This window comes from Lelliottia sp. 489 (assembly GCF_050435885.1).
GTDB lineage: Bacteria > Pseudomonadota > Gammaproteobacteria > Enterobacterales > Enterobacteriaceae > Enterobacter > Enterobacter nimipressuralis.
This window is the reverse complement of the sequence record NZ_JBNDLC010000004.1, coordinates 1-17533: the sequence shown is the minus strand read 5'-3', so window position 1 is coordinate 17533 and position 17533 is coordinate 1. Positions and strand designations below refer to the sequence as shown.

The 17533-nt window shown below is 54.1% G+C and carries 17 protein-coding genes; 9 read left to right on the top strand and 8 right to left on the bottom strand.

The features are described 5' to 3' along the window. The first annotated feature begins 35 nt into the window (after positions 1 to 35). The 5 genes from dnaE (at position 36) to tilS (ending at position 8528) form a co-directional block, all read left to right on the top strand. Positions 36 to 3518: a DNA polymerase III subunit alpha gene (gene dnaE / locus ABIE11_RS13810; RefSeq protein ID WP_123429456.1), complete on the top strand. Its 3483-nt coding sequence runs from the start codon at positions 36 to 38 to the stop codon at positions 3516 to 3518. A gap of 12 nt (positions 3519 to 3530) precedes the next feature. Further along, positions 3531 to 4490 carry an acetyl-CoA carboxylase carboxyl transferase subunit alpha gene (gene accA / locus ABIE11_RS13805; protein WP_100777546.1) on the top strand — a complete coding sequence of 320 codons (960 nt, stop codon included), beginning with the start codon at positions 3531 to 3533 and terminating at the stop codon, positions 4488 to 4490. A 102-nt stretch (positions 4491 to 4592) separates the two neighbouring features. Next, the gene (locus ABIE11_RS13800; RefSeq protein WP_429184723.1) at positions 4593 to 6731 is read left to right on the top strand and encodes a lysine decarboxylase LdcC; all 2139 of its coding nucleotides are present in this window, start codon (positions 4593 to 4595) and stop codon (positions 6729 to 6731) included. Positions 6732 to 6789: 58 nt separating this feature from the next. Then, a complete protein-coding gene (locus tag ABIE11_RS13795) occupies positions 6790 to 7179 on the top strand; it encodes a VOC family protein (RefSeq protein WP_429184722.1) in 390 nt (129 codons plus the stop codon). Positions 7180 to 7241: 62 nt separating this feature from the next. Beyond that, positions 7242 to 8528, top strand: a complete 1287-nt coding sequence (gene tilS / locus ABIE11_RS13790; RefSeq protein WP_429184721.1) for a tRNA lysidine(34) synthetase TilS — start codon at positions 7242 to 7244, stop codon at positions 8526 to 8528. Between the two features lie 28 nt (positions 8529 to 8556). On the opposite strand, the gene rof is transcribed toward tilS, so the two are convergent. Next, entirely contained in the window at positions 8557 to 8817 is a 261-nt protein-coding gene (gene rof / locus ABIE11_RS13785) for a Rho-binding antiterminator (protein WP_100777542.1), read from the bottom strand. Next, positions 8804 to 9004: a YaeP family protein gene (locus ABIE11_RS13780; protein WP_095280858.1), complete on the bottom strand. Its 201-nt coding sequence runs from the start codon at positions 9002 to 9004 to the stop codon at positions 8804 to 8806. The genes rof and ABIE11_RS13780 overlap by 14 nt, the downstream gene beginning before the upstream one ends. 198 nt (positions 9005 to 9202) lie before the next feature. Between ABIE11_RS13780 and ABIE11_RS13775 the strand changes: the two genes are divergently transcribed. The 3 genes from ABIE11_RS13775 to nlpE are packed head-to-tail and all read left to right on the top strand — an operon-like array spanning position 9203 to position 10900. Continuing rightward, positions 9203 to 9748 (top strand): YaeQ family protein, encoded by a 546-nt coding sequence (locus ABIE11_RS13775; RefSeq protein WP_100777541.1) that lies wholly within the window; start codon positions 9203 to 9205, stop codon positions 9746 to 9748. Beyond that, positions 9745 to 10167 (top strand): alternative ribosome rescue aminoacyl-tRNA hydrolase ArfB, encoded by a 423-nt coding sequence (gene arfB, locus ABIE11_RS13770; protein ID WP_100777540.1) that lies wholly within the window; start codon positions 9745 to 9747, stop codon positions 10165 to 10167. Before ABIE11_RS13775 ends, arfB begins: the two co-directional genes overlap by 4 nt. A 34-nt stretch (positions 10168 to 10201) precedes the next feature. After that, positions 10202 to 10900, top strand: coding sequence for an envelope stress response activation lipoprotein NlpE (gene nlpE / locus ABIE11_RS13765; RefSeq protein WP_429184720.1), 699 nt, complete (start codon positions 10202 to 10204; stop codon positions 10898 to 10900). Between the two features lie 51 nt (positions 10901 to 10951). Here the strand turns inward: nlpE and proS are convergent, their stop codons facing one another. The 6 genes from proS to metN form a co-directional block, all read right to left on the bottom strand. Further along, the gene (proS, locus tag ABIE11_RS13760; RefSeq protein WP_420171388.1) at positions 10952 to 12670 is read right to left on the bottom strand and encodes a proline--tRNA ligase; all 1719 of its coding nucleotides are present in this window, start codon (positions 12668 to 12670) and stop codon (positions 10952 to 10954) included. Positions 12671 to 12783: 113 nt separating this feature from the next. Continuing rightward, entirely contained in the window at positions 12784 to 13491 is a 708-nt protein-coding gene (gene tsaA / locus ABIE11_RS13755) for a tRNA (N6-threonylcarbamoyladenosine(37)-N6)-methyltransferase TrmO (protein WP_429184719.1), read from the bottom strand. Continuing rightward, positions 13488 to 13892, bottom strand: a complete 405-nt coding sequence (gene rcsF, locus ABIE11_RS13750) for an Rcs stress response system protein RcsF (protein WP_100777536.1) — start codon at positions 13890 to 13892, stop codon at positions 13488 to 13490. The genes tsaA and rcsF overlap by 4 nt, the downstream gene beginning before the upstream one ends. A 107-nt stretch (positions 13893 to 13999) precedes the next feature. Further along, positions 14000 to 14815, bottom strand: coding sequence for a methionine ABC transporter substrate-binding lipoprotein MetQ (gene metQ / locus ABIE11_RS13745; protein ID WP_100777535.1), 816 nt, complete (start codon positions 14813 to 14815; stop codon positions 14000 to 14002). A 38-nt stretch (positions 14816 to 14853) separates the two neighbouring features. Continuing rightward, positions 14854 to 15507 (bottom strand): methionine ABC transporter permease MetI, encoded by a 654-nt coding sequence (locus ABIE11_RS13740; RefSeq protein WP_003856130.1) that lies wholly within the window; start codon positions 15505 to 15507, stop codon positions 14854 to 14856. Next, the gene (gene metN, locus ABIE11_RS13735; protein WP_429184718.1) at positions 15500 to 16531 is read right to left on the bottom strand and encodes a methionine ABC transporter ATP-binding protein MetN; all 1032 of its coding nucleotides are present in this window, start codon (positions 16529 to 16531) and stop codon (positions 15500 to 15502) included. Before metN ends, ABIE11_RS13740 begins: the two co-directional genes overlap by 8 nt. A 188-nt stretch (positions 16532 to 16719) precedes the next feature. Between metN and gmhB the strand changes: the two genes are divergently transcribed. Beyond that, positions 16720 to 17286 (top strand): D-glycero-beta-D-manno-heptose 1,7-bisphosphate 7-phosphatase, encoded by a 567-nt coding sequence (gene gmhB / locus ABIE11_RS13730; RefSeq protein ID WP_107702211.1) that lies wholly within the window; start codon positions 16720 to 16722, stop codon positions 17284 to 17286. Positions 17287 to 17533: the final 247 nt, after the last annotated feature.

Here is a 17533-nt window from a genome sequence, read left to right as displayed (position 1 = left end):
AATACGCAAGTAATTAAGTAACGCGGAATCTGAAGATGGCTGAACCACGTTTCGTACACCTGCGGGTGCATAGCGACTACTCCATGATTGATGGGCTGGCGAAGACCGGGCCGCTGGTAAAAAAGGCGGCCTCCCTTGGCATGCCTGCGCTGGCGATCACCGATTTCACCAACTTATGCGGTCTGGTGAAGTTCTACGGAACGGCGCACGGCTCCGGCCTGAAGCCGATTGTCGGTGCGGATTTTCACGTCCAGTGCGATCTGATCGGCGATGAGCTGACGCAGATTTCCGTGTTAGCCATGAATAACACCGGCTACCAGAACCTGACGCTGCTGATTTCCCGCGCCTACCAGCGCGGCTACGGCGCGGCGGGTCCGTGGATCGATCGCGAGTGGCTGGCAGAGCTGAACGAAGGATTACTGCTGATCTCCGGTGGCCGCTTGGGTGATGTGGGCAAAAGCCTGCTGCGCGGCAACAGCGCGTTGGTGGATCAGTGCGTTGCATTTTATGAAGAACACTTCGCGGATCGTTTCTATCTTGAGCTGATCCGCACCGGTCGTCCTGATGAAGAAAGCTACCTGCATGCGGCGGTGGCCCTTGCGGAAGAACGCGGTCTGCCCGTCGTCGCGACCAACGACGTGCGTTTCCTTGAGCCTGGCGACTTTGATGCGCACGAGATCCGCGTGGCCATCCACGATGGTTTTACTCTCGACGATCCCAAGCGTCCGCGTAACTATTCGTCGCAGCAGTACATGCGCAACGAAGACGAAATGTGTGAGCTGTTTGCCGACATTCCGGAAGCGCTGGAAAACAGCGTCGAAATTGCCCGCCGTTGTAACGTCACTGTTCGTTTAGGCGAATACTTCCTGCCGCAATTCCCGACCGGTGATATGACCACCGAAGATTTCCTCGTGGTGAAATCGAAAGAGGGTCTGGAAGAGCGTCTCGAATTCCTGTTCCCGGATCCGGCCGAACGCGCCGAAAAACGTCCGGCCTACGATGAGCGTCTGGATATTGAACTCCAGGTGATCAACCAGATGGGGTTCCCCGGCTACTTCCTGATCGTTATGGAGTTTATCCAGTGGTCGAAGGATAACGGCGTGCCGGTCGGCCCTGGGCGTGGTTCCGGTGCGGGTTCGCTTGTCGCCTACGCGCTCAAAATCACCGACCTCGATCCGCTGGAATTCGACCTGCTGTTTGAACGTTTCCTTAACCCGGAACGTGTTTCGATGCCCGACTTCGACGTTGACTTCTGCATGGAGAAACGCGACCAGGTGATTGAGCACGTTGCGGACATGTACGGTCGTGACGCGGTATCGCAGATTATTACCTTTGGTACGATGGCGGCGAAAGCGGTTATCCGCGACGTGGGGCGCGTCCTCGGCCATCCGTACGGTTTTGTCGATCGCATCTCCAAACTGGTGCCACCTGATCCAGGTATGACGCTGGCGAAAGCCTTTGAAGCGGAACCTCAGCTGCCGGAAATCTACGAAGCTGACGAAGAGGTGAAAGCGCTGATCGACATGGCGCGCAAGCTGGAAGGTGTCACGCGTAACGCCGGTAAACACGCCGGTGGCGTGGTCATCGCGCCGACTAAAATCACCGATTTTGCCCCGCTGTATTGCGATGAATCAGGGCAACATCCGGTCACGCAGTTTGACAAGAACGACGTAGAGTACGCGGGCCTGGTGAAGTTCGACTTCCTTGGTTTGCGAACGCTCACTATCATCGACTGGGCGCTGAAGATGATCAACCCGCGCCGGGCCAAACAGGGCCTGGAGCCGATTGATATCGCCGCCATCCCGCTCGATGATAAGAAAAGCTTCGACATGCTGCAGCGCTCGGAAACCACAGCGGTATTCCAGCTTGAATCGCGCGGCATGAAAGATCTGATTAAACGTCTTCAGCCCGACTGCTTCGAAGATATGATCGCACTGGTGGCCCTGTTCCGTCCGGGGCCGTTGCAGTCAGGGATGGTAGATAACTTTATCGACCGTAAGCATGGTCGCGAAGAGATCTCTTACCCTGACGTCCAGTGGCAGCACGAGTGTCTGAAACCCGTTCTTGAGCCAACCTACGGCATTATTCTGTACCAGGAACAGGTGATGCAGATTGCTCAGGAGCTCTCCGGCTACACCCTTGGCGGCGCGGATATGCTGCGTCGTGCGATGGGTAAGAAAAAGCCGGAAGAGATGGCCAAGCAGCGCGGCACCTTTGAAGAGGGTGCGAAAAGCCGTGGCGTTGACGGTGAGCTGGCGATAAAAATCTTCGACCTGGTAGAGAAATTCGCCGGTTACGGATTTAACAAATCGCACTCTGCTGCTTACGCGCTGGTCTCGTATCAAACCCTGTGGCTGAAAGCGCACTACCCGGCAGAATTTATGGCGGCCGTAATGACCGCCGATATGGATAACACCGAGAAAGTGGTCGGCCTGGTCGATGAATGCTGGCGCATGGGGCTGAAAATCCTGCCTCCTGATATTAACGCCGGGATGTACCATTTCCACGTCAACGACGACGGCGAAATTGTTTACGGGATTGGCGCCATCAAAGGCGTAGGCGAAGGCCCAATCGAAGCCATTATCGAAGCGCGTAACAATGGCGGTTACTTCCGCGAGCTTTTCGATCTCTGTGCCCGTACCGACACCAAAAAGCTGAACCGCCGGGTGCTGGAAAAACTGATAATGTCCGGGGCGTTTGACCGCCTCGGGCCGCATCGCGCAGCGCTGATGAATTCCCTCGGCGATGCGTTGAAAGCCGCCGATCAGCATGCAAAAGCGGAAGCTATCGGTCAGGCGGATATGTTTGGCGTGCTGGCAGAAGAGCCTGAGCAAATTGAGCAATCATATGCCAACTGCCAGCCGTGGCCGGAACATACGGTGCTGGAAGGGGAGCGTGAGACGTTAGGGTTGTACCTGACGGGGCATCCGATCAACCAGTATCTGAAAGAAATTGAGCGTTATGTCGGAGGCTACAGGCTAAAAGACATGCATCCGACAGAACGTGGTAAAATGACCACGGCGGCGGGGCTCGTCATTGCTGCGCGGGTTATGGTCACCAAGCGCGGTAATCGCATCGGCATCTGTACGCTGGATGACCGTTCCGGGCGGCTGGAGGTGATGTTATTCACCGAAGCGCTGGAAAAATACCAGCATTTGCTGGAAAACGACCGCATACTTATCGTCAGCGGACAGGTCAGCTTTGATGACTTCAGCGGCGGGCTTAAAATGATGGCCCGTGAAGTGATGGATATTGACGAAGCCCGTGAAAAATATGCTCGCGGGCTTGCTATCTCGCTGACGGACAGGCAAATTGATGACCAGCTTTTAAACCGACTCCGTCAGTCTCTGGAACCCCATCGATCGGGGACCATTCCAGTACATCTCTACTATCAGAGGGCGGATGCACGCGCGCGGTTGCGCTTTGGTGCAACGTGGCGTGTCTCTCCGAGCGATCGTTTACTTAACGATCTCCGTGGCCTCATTGGTTCGGAGCAGGTGGAACTGGAGTTTGACTAATACAGGAATACTATGAGTCTGAATTTCCTTGATTTCGAACAGCCGATTGCAGAGCTGGAAGCGAAAATCGATTCTTTGACAGCGGTAAGCCGTCAGGATGAAAAACTGGATATTAACATCGACGAAGAAGTGCATCGTCTGCGTGAAAAAAGCGTAGAACTGACGCGCAAAATCTTTGCCGATCTCGGCGCATGGCAGATTGCCCAGCTGGCTCGTCATCCACAGCGCCCGTACACCCTGGATTATGTCCGCCTGGCGTTTGATGAATTTGACGAACTGGCAGGCGATCGCGCTTATGCTGACGACAAAGCCATTGTTGGCGGTATCGCACGTCTGGATGGTCGCCCGGTGATGATCATTGGTCATCAGAAAGGCCGTGAAACCAAAGAGAAAATCCGTCGTAACTTTGGGATGCCAGCGCCGGAAGGCTACCGTAAGGCCCTGCGCCTGATGGAAATGGCAGAGCGCTTTAACATGCCTATCGTGACCTTTATCGACACCCCGGGTGCATACCCAGGTGTTGGTGCAGAAGAGCGCGGTCAGTCTGAAGCTATCGCACGTAACCTGCGTGAAATGTCGCGTCTGTCCGTTCCGGTGATTTGTACCGTGATCGGTGAAGGCGGTTCCGGTGGCGCACTGGCTATCGGCGTGGGCGATAAAGTGAATATGCTGCAGTACAGCACCTATTCCGTTATCTCCCCTGAAGGCTGTGCCTCCATTCTGTGGAAGAGTGCAGACAAAGCGCCGCTGGCAGCGGAAGCAATGGGTATCATCGCACCACGCCTGAAAGAGCTGAAACTGATCGATACCGTGATCCCAGAACCACTGGGTGGCGCGCACCGTAAGCCGGAAGTGATGGCCGCTTCCCTTAAGGCGCAGCTGCTGGCTGACCTGGCCGATCTCGATGTGCTGAGCAAAGAAGACCTGCTCAACCGTCGCTATCAGCGCCTGATGAGCTACGGTTACGCGTAAGTTGCACACATAAATCTTAAAAGCCGCACACTGTTGCGGCTTTTTTTATACCTGCCGTTTACCTCGGCTATGCTTATCTAATGTTTTTCAAGGAGGTAGACCATGAACATCATTGCCATCATGGGTCCACATGGCGTCTTTTATAAAGACGAGCCCATCAAGGAGCTGGAAAAATCACTGCAGTCCCGCGGATTTCAGCTTATCTGGCCGAACAACAGCGCCGATCTGCTGAAGGTTATCGAACACAATCCACGCATCTGTGGCGTCGTTTTCGACTGGGATGAGTACGATCTGGAGCTGTGCAGCGATATCAATCAACTGAATGAATATCTGCCGCTCTACGCCTTTATCAATACCCATTCGACGATGGACGTCAGCGCTCACGATATGCGCATGGCGCTGTGGTTTTTTGAGTATGCCCTCGGCGCTGCCGACGACATTGCGACGCGCATCGAGCAATACACGCACGAGTATCTCGATAACATCACGCCTCCTTTCACCCGCGCGCTGTTCAATTACGTAAAAGAGGGCAAATACACCTTCTGCACGCCGGGCCATATGGCGGGTACGGCGTATCAGAAAAGCCCGGTGGGCTGCCTGTTCTACGATTTCTTTGGCGGCAACACGCTGAAAGCGGATGTCTCGATTTCGGTCACAGAGCTGGGATCGCTGCTGGATCACACCGGCCCGCATTTGGAGGCGGAAGAGTATATTGCCCGCACCTTCGGCGCCGAGCAGAGTTATATGGTGACGAACGGCACGTCGACTTCCAATAAGATTGTCGGGATGTACGCCGCACCGGCCGGAAGTACGCTGCTGATTGATCGCAACTGCCACAAATCGCTGGCCCATCTGCTAATGATGAGCGATGTCGTCCCGCTCTGGCTGTCGCCGACGCGAAATGCGTTAGGCATCCTGGGGGGCATTCCACGCAGGGAGTTTTCCCACGCCGCCATTGAACAAAAAGTCGCATCTGTTGAGGGGGCGAGCTGGCCCATTCACGCCGTGATCACCAACTCGACTTACGACGGGCTGCTATACAACACCAACTGGATAAAGCAGACGCTGGATGTCCCCTCGATCCACTTTGATTCCGCCTGGGTTCCTTACACGAATTTCCACCCGATCTATGCGGGCAAAAGCGGAATGAGCGGTGAGCGGGTGCCGGGTAAAGTGTTCTTCGAAACCCAGTCGACGCACAAGATGCTGGCGGCGTTCTCGCAGGCATCGTTGATCCACATTAAGGGTGAATACGACGAAGAGACCTTCAACGAAGCCTTTATGATGCACACCACCACATCGCCGAGCTATCCGCTGGTGGCCTCGATTGAAACGGCAGCCGCGATGCTGAGGGGGAATTCGGGCAAACGCTTGATCAATCGTTCGGTAGAGCGAGCGCTCCATTTCCGCAAAGAGGTCCAGCGACTCAAAGACGAAGCCGACGGCTGGTTCTTTGATATCTGGCAGCCGGAGGAGATTGATGAAGCGGAGTGCTGGTCCGTCGCGCCAGGCGAGAGCTGGCATGGATTCCGCGATGCCGATGCGGATCATATGTTCCTCGATCCGGTAAAAGTCACCATTCTGACGCCGGGAATGGATGAGCAGGGGACGATGAGCGATGACGGCATTCCCGCGGCGCTGGTGGCGAAATTCCTCGATGAGCGAGGCGTGGTGGTAGAGAAAACCGGGCCGTACAATCTGCTGTTTTTGTTCAGTATCGGCATCGATAAAACCCGCGCAATGGGGCTGCTGCGTGGACTGATGGAGTTCAAACGCGCCTACGATCTTAATCTGCGGGTAAAAAATATGCTGCCGGATCTGTATGCCGAGGATCCTGATTTCTATCGCAATATGCGGATCCAGGATCTGGCTCAGGGGATCCACAAGCTGATCCGCCAGCACGATCTGCCCCGGTTGATGCTGCAGGCGTTTGACGTTTTACCTGAAATGAAACTGACGCCGCACAAAGCCTGGCAACGTCAGGTGAAAGGGGAATTGGAAACTATCGAGCTGGAAAATCTGGTGGGACGCATATCGGCGAATATGATCCTGCCTTATCCGCCAGGCGTTCCGCTTTTGATGCCGGGCGAGATGATTACCGAACAAAGCCGGGCTGTGCTCGATTTCCTGCTGATGCTGTGCTCGGTGGGGCGGCACTATCCCGGATTTGAGACCGATATTCACGGGGCGAAACGCGATGAAAACGGCGGCTACTGGGTGCGAGTCTTAAAAAATAGCTGAGCCCTTGCGTGCCAGGGGGCTCGGTTGTAACGTTTACTCCTCATAAAAAGGAGAGGCTATGCTGGGTTTAAAACAGGTTCACCATATTGCGATCATTGCGACTGACTATGCCAAAAGTAAGGCATTTTATTGCGACATTCTCGGGTTCACGCTGATGAGCGAAGCGTATCGCGCCGAGCGTGATTCGTGGAAAGGTGACCTGGCGTTGAACGGGCAATATGTGATTGAGCTGTTCTCTTTTCCTTTCCCGCCAGCACGCCCGTCGAGGCCTGAAGCCTGTGGGCTTCGCCATCTGGCCTTTAGCGTAGGAGATATTGAGCAGGCGGTGCAGCATCTCGACGCGCATGGTGTGAAGTGGGAAGCCATTCGCATCGATCCCTTTACCGACAAGCGCTTTACGTTCTTCAACGATCCGGACGGTTTGCCGCTGGAGCTTTATCAGCAGTAAAGCTTGCCATCCATGACAATGCTCGGTAATTTTCCGGGCATTGTCTCACTGTGAATTCCGCTATGACCCAACCTGCGATTGCCCAGTCAGTTTCTCCTTACCGCCAGCTGCTGGTGGGCTTTAGCGGTGGCCTGGATTCAACCGTCCTGCTGCACCGACTGATGCTATGGCGCGAACAGGAAGCGGACGTGCAAATCCGCGCGATTCATATTCATCACGGGCTGAGTCCCTTTGCCGATGAGTGGGTCGCTCACTGCGCGTCGCTTTGCCTGGCCTGGAACATCCCGCTTTTGATTGAACGCGTGACGCTGTTGGAGGAAGGTCTCGGGACTGAAGCTCAGGCACGGAAAGCGCGCTATGCTGCCTTTGAGAAATCACTTCTGCCCGGCGAAGCGATTGTCACGGCACAGCATCTCGACGATCAGTGTGAAACCTTCTTATTAGCGCTCAAACGTGGCAGCGGCCCGGCAGGATTATCCGCGATGGCTGAGTGCAGTGAATTTGCCGGTACGCACTTATTACGCCCACTGCTGGGGGAAACCCGCGCTTCGCTGGAGCACTGGGCGCAGGAACATAATCTTCGTTGGATTGAAGATGAAAGCAATCAGGATGACGCCTACGACCGGAACTTCCTGCGCCTGCGCATTTTGCCCGAACTTTCTCAGCGTTGGCCGCACTTTGTCGAGGCGACGGCAAGGAGTGCGAAATTATGCGCAGAGCAGGAGAGCTTGCTGGATGAACTCCTCAGCGATGAGCTGGAAAGCCTGATGTCACAAGAGCGAGCGCTGCGCATTGCGCCGCTGCAGGCGATGAGCGCGGTGCGCCGTGGAGCGCTGCTGCGACGCTGGCTGGCCGGTCATAATGCCCAGATGCCCTCGCGCGACATGCTCAACCGCATCTGGGAAGAGGTCGTGCAGGCGCGCGAAGATGCCAATCCGTGCTTACGCTTTAACGATTTTGAACTGAGACGTTACAAAGAGCAGCTCTGGTGGATCAAGCATCAGCCGTCCCTGGCCGATGAAATCCTTCCGTGGAGTAATATCCGTGAGCCACTGGAATTGCCGCAGGGCGCGGGCCAGGTTTGTCTTGAAGGTGCCGGGAATGTACGGCTGCCGGAAGCGGGTGAAAAGGTAACGATCCGCTTTAAGGCCAGCGGGAATTTACACATTGTGGGTCGCAACGGCGGGCGCAAGCTGAAAAAAATCTGGCAGGAGTGCCATATCCCGCCCTGGCGACGTGATTCCACGCCTCTGCTTTTTTATGGCGAAAAGTTGATTGCGGCGGCGGGCGTGTTTATCACGCAGGAAGGCTGGGCGGAACAGGGTATGAGTTTCGAGCGGAAAGCGTAACGGGCAGTGAGCTGCCCGTTAAAAGGAATTAGGATTCGCTCACCACGACGGTGCCGATATCCGGATGACTAAAGCTGGCAATTTTATCGAGACGAAGTTCACGCGTTGCACCTGCGTCTTCGACGACCAGATATTCAACGTTCTTACGTGATACAAGGTCACTCGCTTTTGCTTTCAACTCCTCGCCGTCTTTTAAGGCCAGCGCCAGGATCAGGTGATTCTGGCAGGCAAGCTCGAGGTTATCGTAGTCATCACAGTTGATGGGTTGATAGGTATCATTCATTGACATAATCGCTCACCAGTAAATTCGCAGCAGCATACGCCGCTTTTTCCCTGACCGATTCTGAAAGGCTGGCGTCCGACGCCACTTCATTCAGCACTTTCAATACACAGCCCAACGCATCCGGGATATACCCCAGATCTCCGCTGGCAATTTCCGCATACCTTTTGCGAATTAACTCACAATAATTTTCCACATCCCCTCCTGCCAGCGCACTGACGTTACTGTGAGATACACTTAAGCCTACGAAGATAAACTCGGTTTAGCAAGGTGACTATACCATACTCATTCAAGCAATATCAGCGCCTTGATATTGCTGAGATTCGCCGCTGCATAACAGCCTTTTGGCCGGAATTTCGCTACAATGGGCACCTGATTCGAATGGAGTTCTCTCATGGCGCTGAAAGCGACAATTTATAAAGCGGTAGTCAACGTAGCTGACCTTGACCGCAACCAGTTTCTCGATGCGTCGTTAACGCTGGCCCGTCACCCGTCCGAAACGCAGGAGCGCATGATGCTACGCCTGCTGGCGTGGATTAAGTACGCCAATGAACGCCTGCAATTTACGCGTGGTTTGAGCGCTGAAGAAGAGCCGGAAGCCTGGCTGCGTAACGATCATATGGGTATCGATTTGTGGATCGAACTGGGTCTGCCGGACGAGCGTCGTATCAAAAAGGCCTGCACTCAGGCGGCTGAAGTCGCGATTTTCGCCTATAATCAACGTGCTGCGGAGATTTGGTGGCAGCAAAACCAACGTAAATGCGCGCAGTATTCGCACCTGTCGGTATGGTATCTGGATGACGAACAGCTGGCGCAACTGACCGCGTTTGCCACCCGTACGATGGCACTGCAGGCGACGATTCAGGATGGGGCAATCTGGCTGTCTGATGCTCAGAATAATCTGGAAATTCATCTGACTGCGTGGCAATCCCCGTCATGATTGTGGTGTCCCGAACCGTTACCATTCCTGATAATGAGCTTGAAATTACCGCGATCCGGGCTCAGGGGGCGGGCGGCCAGCATGTAAATAAAGCCTCAACGGCGATTCATCTGCGCTTTGACATTCGGGCCTCCAGCCTGCCAGAGTCCTATAAAGAAGCCCTGCTGGCCGCTAGCCATCATCTGATTACCAGCGATGGCGTCATCATTATTAAGGCGCAAGAGTACCGCAGCCAGGATTTGAATCGCGAAGCCGCACTTTCCCGGCTGGTGGCGGTCATACAGGAGCTTACGGCGGTGCAGAAAAGCCGCCGGGCCACGCGACCGACGCGGGCGTCGAAAGAGCGCCGATTGTCATCAAAAGCGCAGAAATCCACCGTAAAATCACTGCGTGGAAAAGTACGTCGGCCCCAGGAATAACGTACCAGGATTACATTGTTATAAGGAATTCATCGTGAATAAAGCGATATTGTCAGTGTTGGCCGCGTCCACACTGTTTGCATTAATAGGGTGTAACAACCGCGCCGAGATGCAGACTCTGCAACCGGCGCATTCGGAAGAGTTAAAGCCGATGCAGCAGAGCTGGCGCGGCGTTCTGCCGTGCGCAGACTGTGAAGGTATTGAAACGACTCTGTTCCTGGAAAAAGACGGTTCATGGGTGATGAACCAGCGCTATCAGGGCGCGAAAGAGCCCTCTTCCTTTGCGTCTTACGGCAAATGGGCGCGCACGGCTGAGAAGCTGGTGCTGACGGATGCTGAAGGTGAGAAAACCTATTTCCGTGCCAAAGGCGAGGGCATGGAGATGCTGGATCGAGAAGGGAATCCAATCGAGTCCCAGTTTAATTACACGCTTGCGCCAGTTAAAGCAGCGCTGCCGTCCACCCCAATGGCAATGCGCGGCATGTATTTCTACATGGCGGATGCAGCGGTCTTCACCGACTGTGTCACGGGCAAAAAAGTGAGTGTGGCGAATAATGCCCAGCTGGAACGTGATTATGCCGTGGCGCGCGGGAATGACAGCAAGCCGGTACTGTTGACGGTGGACGGTCACTTCACGCTGGAGCCGAACCCGGACAGCGGTGAGATGGTCAAAACGCTGGTAACGGATAAGAATGCGAAGTTTGTGGCGGGTAAAGACTGCGACAGTAAGTAAGACTGAATCAGACGTAAAAGAAAACCCCGCCGAGGCGGGGTTTTTTATGTCTTAACCTTTGATGGCTTTCACCAGGTAATCAAGAATGTCGCCAGTCTTGATCATCTGCTTCTCGCCGCTGCGTCGGTATTTGTATTCAATCTCGTCGCTGTCGAGGTTACGGTCGCCGATGACGACTGTGTGTGGGATACCGATCAGTTCCATATCCGCAAACATCACGCCCGGACGCTCTTTACGGTCGTCCATCAGCACTTCGATGCCCTGCGCGCGAAGTTCGCTGTACAGTTTCTCAGCCAGTTCCTGAACACGGTAAGACTTGTGCATGTTCATTGGCAAAATCGCGACCTGGAACGGCGCGATATTGTCTGGCCAGACTATCCCGCGCTCGTCGTGGTTCTGCTCAATGGCAGCAGCCACAACGCGTGTCACACCGATACCGTAGCAACCCATGGTCAGGGTCTGGTTGCGACCGTCTTCACCCTGAACGGCTGCATTCAGCGCCTGGGAGTACTTCGTCCCTAGCTGGAAGATATGGCCCACTTCGATACCGCGTTTGATCTGAAGATGACCCTGGCCGTCCGGGCTTGGATCGCCGGCAACCACGTTACGGATATCCGCCACTTCTGGCGTCGCAGTGTCGCGATCCCAGTTGATGCCAAAGTAGTGTTTACCGTCGATGTTCGCGCCAGCAGAGAAATCGCTCATGGCGGCAACGGTACGGTCGATAACGACTGGAACCGGCAGATTAACCGGACCCAGCGAACCTGGACCTGCATTAATCACCGCGCGGATTTCCGCTTCGGTAGCAAATGTCAGCGGGCTTGCGACCTGCGGCAGTTTTTCGGCTTTCACTTCGTTCAGCTCGTGATCGCCACGAACCAGCAGGGCAACCAGCGGATACGCGCTACCTTCAACGGATTTCACCAGCAGCGTTTTCACCGTTTTCTCAATCGGCAGATTGAACTGCTCAACCAGCTCGGCGATGGTTTTCGCGTTTGGCGTGTCGACCAGTTTCATCTCTTCGGTCGCCGCTGCGCGCGGAGTGGCTGGTGCCAGCGCTTCGGCAAATTCGATGTTCGCCGCGTAGTCAGAGGTATCGGAGAAGATCACATCATCTTCGCCGCTCTGAGCCAGCACCTGGAATTCGTGGGAGGCGCTACCGCCGATTGAACCGGTATCAGCCTGTACAGCGCGGAAATCCAGACCCATACGGGAGAAGATTTTGCTGTAGGCACCGTACATCACGTCGTAAGTTTCCTGCAGGGATTCCTGTGAGGTATGGAAAGAGTAGGCATCTTTCATCAGGAATTCGCGGGAACGCATCACGCCGAAACGCGGGCGAACTTCGTCACGGAACTTGGTCTGGATCTGGAAGAAGTTCAGCGGCAGCTGTTTGTACGAGTTCAGCTCGTTACGGATCAGGTCAGTGATCACTTCTTCATGCGTTGGGCCGAGCACAAACGGACGCTCGCCGCGATCAACAAAGCGCAGCAGTTCCGGGCCGTACTGCTCCCAGCGACCACTTTCCATCCACAGGTCAGCGGGCTGAACCACAGGCATGGACACCTCGATAGCACCGGCGTTGTTCATCTCTTCACGCACGATGTTTTCGACTTTTTTCAGGACGCGCAGGCCGGTCGGCAACCAGGTGTACAACCCGGAGGCCAGCTTGCGGATCATCCCGGCGCGCAGCATCAGCTGGTGGCTGATGACTTCAGCGTCGGCAGGTGTCTCCTTCAGTGTGGAGAGCAGATATTGGCTAGTACGCATGTTGTTACGGTTCCATTTCGACGATTGGACCAGGCTGAAACGTCAGACTGACACAAAAAAAGTGGTTTAGTTTACCAGTGTGGCAAAGATGCCAAAAGAGAGGAAAAATAAAATTAGCGCTCTTCCAGCGCAAAGACTTCAAAACCTGCCTCGGTGACGCGCCAGCGTACGTTAAAATCGAGCAACAGGACGGCGTATGTTTTGCCTGCCTCTTCCTCTTTTCTGTAGGCGGGTCGCGGATCTTGCGCCAGAACGTCTACAATAAAATCTTTCAGGCGAGGGTAACGCTTTTCCAGATGCAGGAGCTGTGCGCAGACCTCTGCGGTGAATCCAACGGGCATATCTGCCGATGGGGCCTGCTGGGCATAGCTCGCACGAGCGTCGGGCAGCGCTTCGGCAAAGGGCAGATAGGGTTTGATATCCACCACGGGCGTGCCGTCGACCAGATCCAGACTGCCTAACTGCAGAATCACCTGATCCTTCTGGCAGCGAATGCCTTGTAGCTCCACGAGCGACATGCCTACAGGATTTGGGCGAAAGGTCGAACGCGTGGCAAACACCCCCATTCTGGCATTCCCGCCCAGTCGGGGAGGGCGTACCGTCGGGCGCCAGCCACCTTCCATCGTTTGATGAAAGATAAACAGCACCCACAGATGGCTGAATGCCTCCAGGCCACGCACCGCATCGGCCTGGTTATAAGGGGCTATTAAGTGAAGTTCGCCGCCGCAGCTTTTGACCAGACCAGGCTGGCGTGGCACGGCAAACTTCTCTTTATAAGGCGAGCGGATAACACCTATCTGCTCAAACTGAAATGCACTCATTTAGCCGTGACGTTAAGGGCGTTGCCCATACACACAGCCTGACGATAGCAGCCTGGCGTACCGCTGGTAACTTCACAGCTGTGCAGCAAGACGGCGTTGGCTTTCATTTTGGCGGCATTAATCTGCAGGCGTTTACGCGCCGTTGGGATGTTTGGCGGAGAGTCCTGATTGCTGGCCTGGCAGGATTCGCCGGTGACTTCACCCAGATCGCGGAATGGCTTGCCAATCAGATCTTCAGCTTTGGTGTAGATTCTTACCGGCGCAGGACGCGGCGGTTTTGGTTTTGCTGGCTCCACCTTCGGTGGGGTTGCAGTGCTTTTAACAGGTTCAACAGGAGATCTGCTTAGCATTGAACAGCCGCTCAGCATGAGTGCTAAAAGACAGATCGGTAAAGCACGCATAATATTTCCTCAATGAATAATCAAATCGTCAGTTATTGAATCAGTTGCCTGCATAAATGACAAGACGGGCTTTCGCCCGTCTTGAATGATATTACAGAAAGGTCAGATTACCAGCCTTTAACAGCGCCGCCGTTAAACACTTTGTTGGCTTCCTGGTAAACTTCTTCAGACTGGTATGCCTGAACGAATTTTTTCACGTTTTCCGCGTCTTTGTTATCTTCGCGGCTCACGATCAGGTTAACGTACGGGGAGTCTTTGTCTTCAACAAAGATGCCGTCTTTTGCCGGCGTCAGGCCAATCTGGCTGGCGTAAGTGGTGTTGATCACGGCCAGCGCAATCTGCGCATCGTCCAGAGAGCGTGGCAGCTGTGGTGCTTCCAGCTCAACCAGCTTCAGGTTTTTCGGGTTTTCAGTCACATCCAGCACGGTTGGCAGCAAGCCCACGCCATCTTTCAGTTTGATCAGACCCACTTTCTGCAGCAGCAGCAGGGAACGGCCCAGGTTGGTTGGGTCGTTAGGAATCGCGACCTGAGAACCCGGCTGCAGCTCTTCCAGAGATTTGATTTTTTTAGAGTAGCCAGCAATTGGGTAAACGAAGGTGTTCGCTACGGCAACCAGCTTGTAGCCACGATCTTTAATCTGCTGATCCAGATATGGTTTGTGCTGGAAGGCGTTAGCATCGATGTCGCCTTTGCTCAGCGCTTCGTTCGGCAGAACATAGTCGTTAAAGGTTACCAGCTCAACGTCCAGGCCATACTTCTCTTTTGCGACTTTCTGCGCAACTTCTGCAACCTGCTGTTCAGCGCCAACAATGACGCCCACTTTGATATGGTTTGGATCTTTTTCATCCTGACCGCAACCCACCAGAGCCAGGGAGCCGATCAGTGCGCCTACCGCAGCAAAGGTCTTCAATTTAAACGTCATGTTATATCCTTAATTCGTCGAGTTTGCGTTGTGTAACGTTATTTGTGAGTAACAGCCCGGACGATGCGATCGCCAGAGAATTGAATGAGATAAACCAGCACAACCAGCAATACCAGAACGGTGTTCATTACGGTAGCGTTATAACCAATATAACCATATTGATAGCCGATCTGACCCAGACCTCCCGCCCCGACAGCACCGCCCATGGCGGAATACCCGACCAGCGTGATAAGGGTAATCGTTGCCGCATTCACCAGACCTGGCAGCGCTTCGGGCAACAGTACTTTGCGTACGATCTGCATTGGCGTCGCGCCCATGGCACGAGAGGCTTCGATCAGACCGGTTGGAATTTCCAGCAGGGCATTTTCAACCATACGCGCGATAAACGGCGCGGCGCCTACGGTCAGCGGCACAATGGCAGCCTGCAGACCAATCGATGTCCCCACGATGACACGAGTAAATGGAATCATCCACACCAGCAGGATAATAAAAGGAATCGAACGGAAGATGTTTACCAGCGCAGAGAGCGTGCGGTAAAGCTTCGCGTTTTCAATAATTTGCCCTGGACGCGTGACGTACAGCAGCACGCCAACCGGCAGGCCAATCACAAAACCAAAGAATCCTGATACGAAGGTCATTGCCAGCGTTTCCCAAACGCCGCGAACCAGCAGCCACATCATCGGCTCAGACATAACCCAGTACCTCTACTTTTACATGGTGTTCCTGCAGCCAGGCAATTGCGGCTTGCGTCTCTTCTTGTGTTCCGTGCATTTCCGTCAGCATGATGCCGAACTTCACGCCACCGGCGTAATCCATCTGAGCGCTAATAATGTTGTTATTCACATTAAAGCGACGTGCGGTTTCGGAAAGCAGAGGGGCATCAACGGACTGACCGGTGAATTCCATGCGCAGCATTGGAACGCTGTCAGGAGCTGATTCCACTTTTAAACGCGCCAGATAATCTTCCGGGATATCCAGGTGCAGAGTGGACTGAATGAACTGCTGGACAAGGGGCGTTTTCGGATGCGAGAACACTTCGCTGACGGTGTCCTGCTCGATCAGTTCACCGTTGCTGATTACCGCAACGCAGTCGCAGATGCGCTTAACGACATCCATCTCATGAGTAATAAGAAGGATGGTCAGCCCGAGGCGACGGTTAATGTCTTTCAATAATTCCAGAATAGAGCGGGTGGTTGCCGGATCCAGTGCGCTGGTGGCTTCATCGCAGAGCAGCACTTTAGGGTTGCTTGCCAGCGCACGGGCAATCGCCACGCGCTGTTTCTGGCCACCGGACAGATTAGCCGGGTAGCTGTCATGCTTATCAGACAGGCCAACCAGCTCCAGCAGCTCGGTTACCCGGCGTTTCACTTCTTCTTTTGGCGTGTTGTCCAGCTCCAGCGGAAGTGCGACGTTACCAAAAACAGTGCGTGATGCCAGCAGGTTAAAGTGCTGGAAAATCATGCCTATCTGACGACGGGCCTGAGTTAATTCTTTTTCGGAAAGTTTGGTCAGCTCCTGGCCGCCAACCTGGACGCTACCTTCGGTCGGACGCTCGAGCAGGTTAACGCAACGGATGAGCGTACTTTTACCGGCACCCGATGCGCCAATGACGCCATAAATCTGTCCAGCCGGAACATGCAGGCTGACATTGTTCAGCGCCTGAATGGTTCGGGTTCCTTGCTGGAACACTTTGGTGATATTGGAAAGTTTAATCATTAGATTATTTTTATCGTATGTAAGTTAGCCGTGGCATTTTGTTCTGCCAGATACGGGGTTCAACCGTAAACAAAATGGATGTTAAGGCATCCAGACGTCTAAATCAATCCAACAGTGCGCGATGAGCACTTTCTTGCGCGGTGAAACATGAGATAATAGCGGCACATGCCTTTTTCAGGAGCAAACCCGTGGCAAAATCAGTACCCGCAATTTTTCTCGATCGTGACGGCACCATTAATGTCGATCACGGTTATGTGCATGAGATTGATGAGTTCGAATTCATCGACGGCGTTATTGACGCCATGCGCGAACTTAAAGCGATGGGTTATGCGCTGGTGGTGGTGACCAATCAGTCGGGGATCGCCCGGGGTAAATTTACCGAAGCGCAATTCGAAACGCTGACCGAGTGGATGGACTGGTCACTGGCCGATCGGGATGTAGAGCTGGACGGTATCTATTATTGTCCGCATCACCCGCAAGGGACCGTCGAAGAATACCGCCAGACATGTGATTGCCGTAAACCTCATCCTGGGATGTTTATCTCTGCGCAGGAATTCCTGCACATTGATATGGCCTCTTCTTATATGGTGGGCGACAAACTGGAAGATATGCAGGCGGCAACAGCAGCAGGCGTGGGCACTAAAGTATTAGTTCGCACCGGTAAGCCGGTTACCCCAGAAGCTGAAAGCGCGGCAGATCTGGTACTGAATAGCCTTGCAGACCTGCCAAAAGCGCTCAAAATGCAGCAAAAATAGGCGTCACGTTGAAAAAATGAGCGGTTGAAATAAAAATGTATTTTTCCGCTTGTCATTCCTCTGAAGCTCCCTATAATGCGCCTCCATCGACACGGCAGATGTGAATCACTTCACACAAACAGCCGGTTCGGTTGAAGAGAAAAAATCCTGAAATTCAGGGTTGACTCTGAAAGAGGAAAGCGTAATATACGCCACCTCGCAACGGTGAGCGAAAGCCGCGTTGCACTGCTCTTTAACAATTTATCAG

Coding starts and splice junctions, on each gene's coding strand:
- ABIE11_RS13740 (WP_003856130.1), bottom strand. CDS start 15,507: ATGTCTGAGCCGATGATGTGGCTGCTGGTTCGCGGCGTTTGGGAAACG.
- tsaA (WP_429184719.1), bottom strand. CDS start 13,491: ATGAGTGCATTTCAGTTTGAGCAGATAGGTGTTATCCGCTCGCCTTAT.
- proS (WP_420171388.1), bottom strand. CDS start 12,670: ATGCGTACTAGCCAATATCTGCTCTCCACACTGAAGGAGACACCTGCC.
- ABIE11_RS13775 (WP_100777541.1), top strand. CDS start 9,203: ATGGCGCTGAAAGCGACAATTTATAAAGCGGTAGTCAACGTAGCTGAC.
- rof (WP_100777542.1), bottom strand. CDS start 8,817: ATGTCAATGAATGATACCTATCAACCCATCAACTGTGATGACTACGAT.
- tilS (WP_429184721.1), top strand. CDS start 7,242: ATGACCCAACCTGCGATTGCCCAGTCAGTTTCTCCTTACCGCCAGCTG.
- arfB (WP_100777540.1), top strand. CDS start 9,745: ATGATTGTGGTGTCCCGAACCGTTACCATTCCTGATAATGAGCTTGAA.
- dnaE (WP_123429456.1), top strand. CDS start 36: ATGGCTGAACCACGTTTCGTACACCTGCGGGTGCATAGCGACTACTCC.
- ABIE11_RS13795 (WP_429184722.1), top strand. CDS start 6,790: ATGCTGGGTTTAAAACAGGTTCACCATATTGCGATCATTGCGACTGAC.
- metQ (WP_100777535.1), bottom strand. CDS start 14,815: ATGACGTTTAAATTGAAGACCTTTGCTGCGGTAGGCGCACTGATCGGC.
- accA (WP_100777546.1), top strand. CDS start 3,531: ATGAGTCTGAATTTCCTTGATTTCGAACAGCCGATTGCAGAGCTGGAA.
- rcsF (WP_100777536.1), bottom strand. CDS start 13,892: ATGCGTGCTTTACCGATCTGTCTTTTAGCACTCATGCTGAGCGGCTGT.
- ABIE11_RS13800 (WP_429184723.1), top strand. CDS start 4,593: ATGAACATCATTGCCATCATGGGTCCACATGGCGTCTTTTATAAAGAC.
- metN (WP_429184718.1), bottom strand. CDS start 16,531: ATGATTAAACTTTCCAATATCACCAAAGTGTTCCAGCAAGGAACCCGA.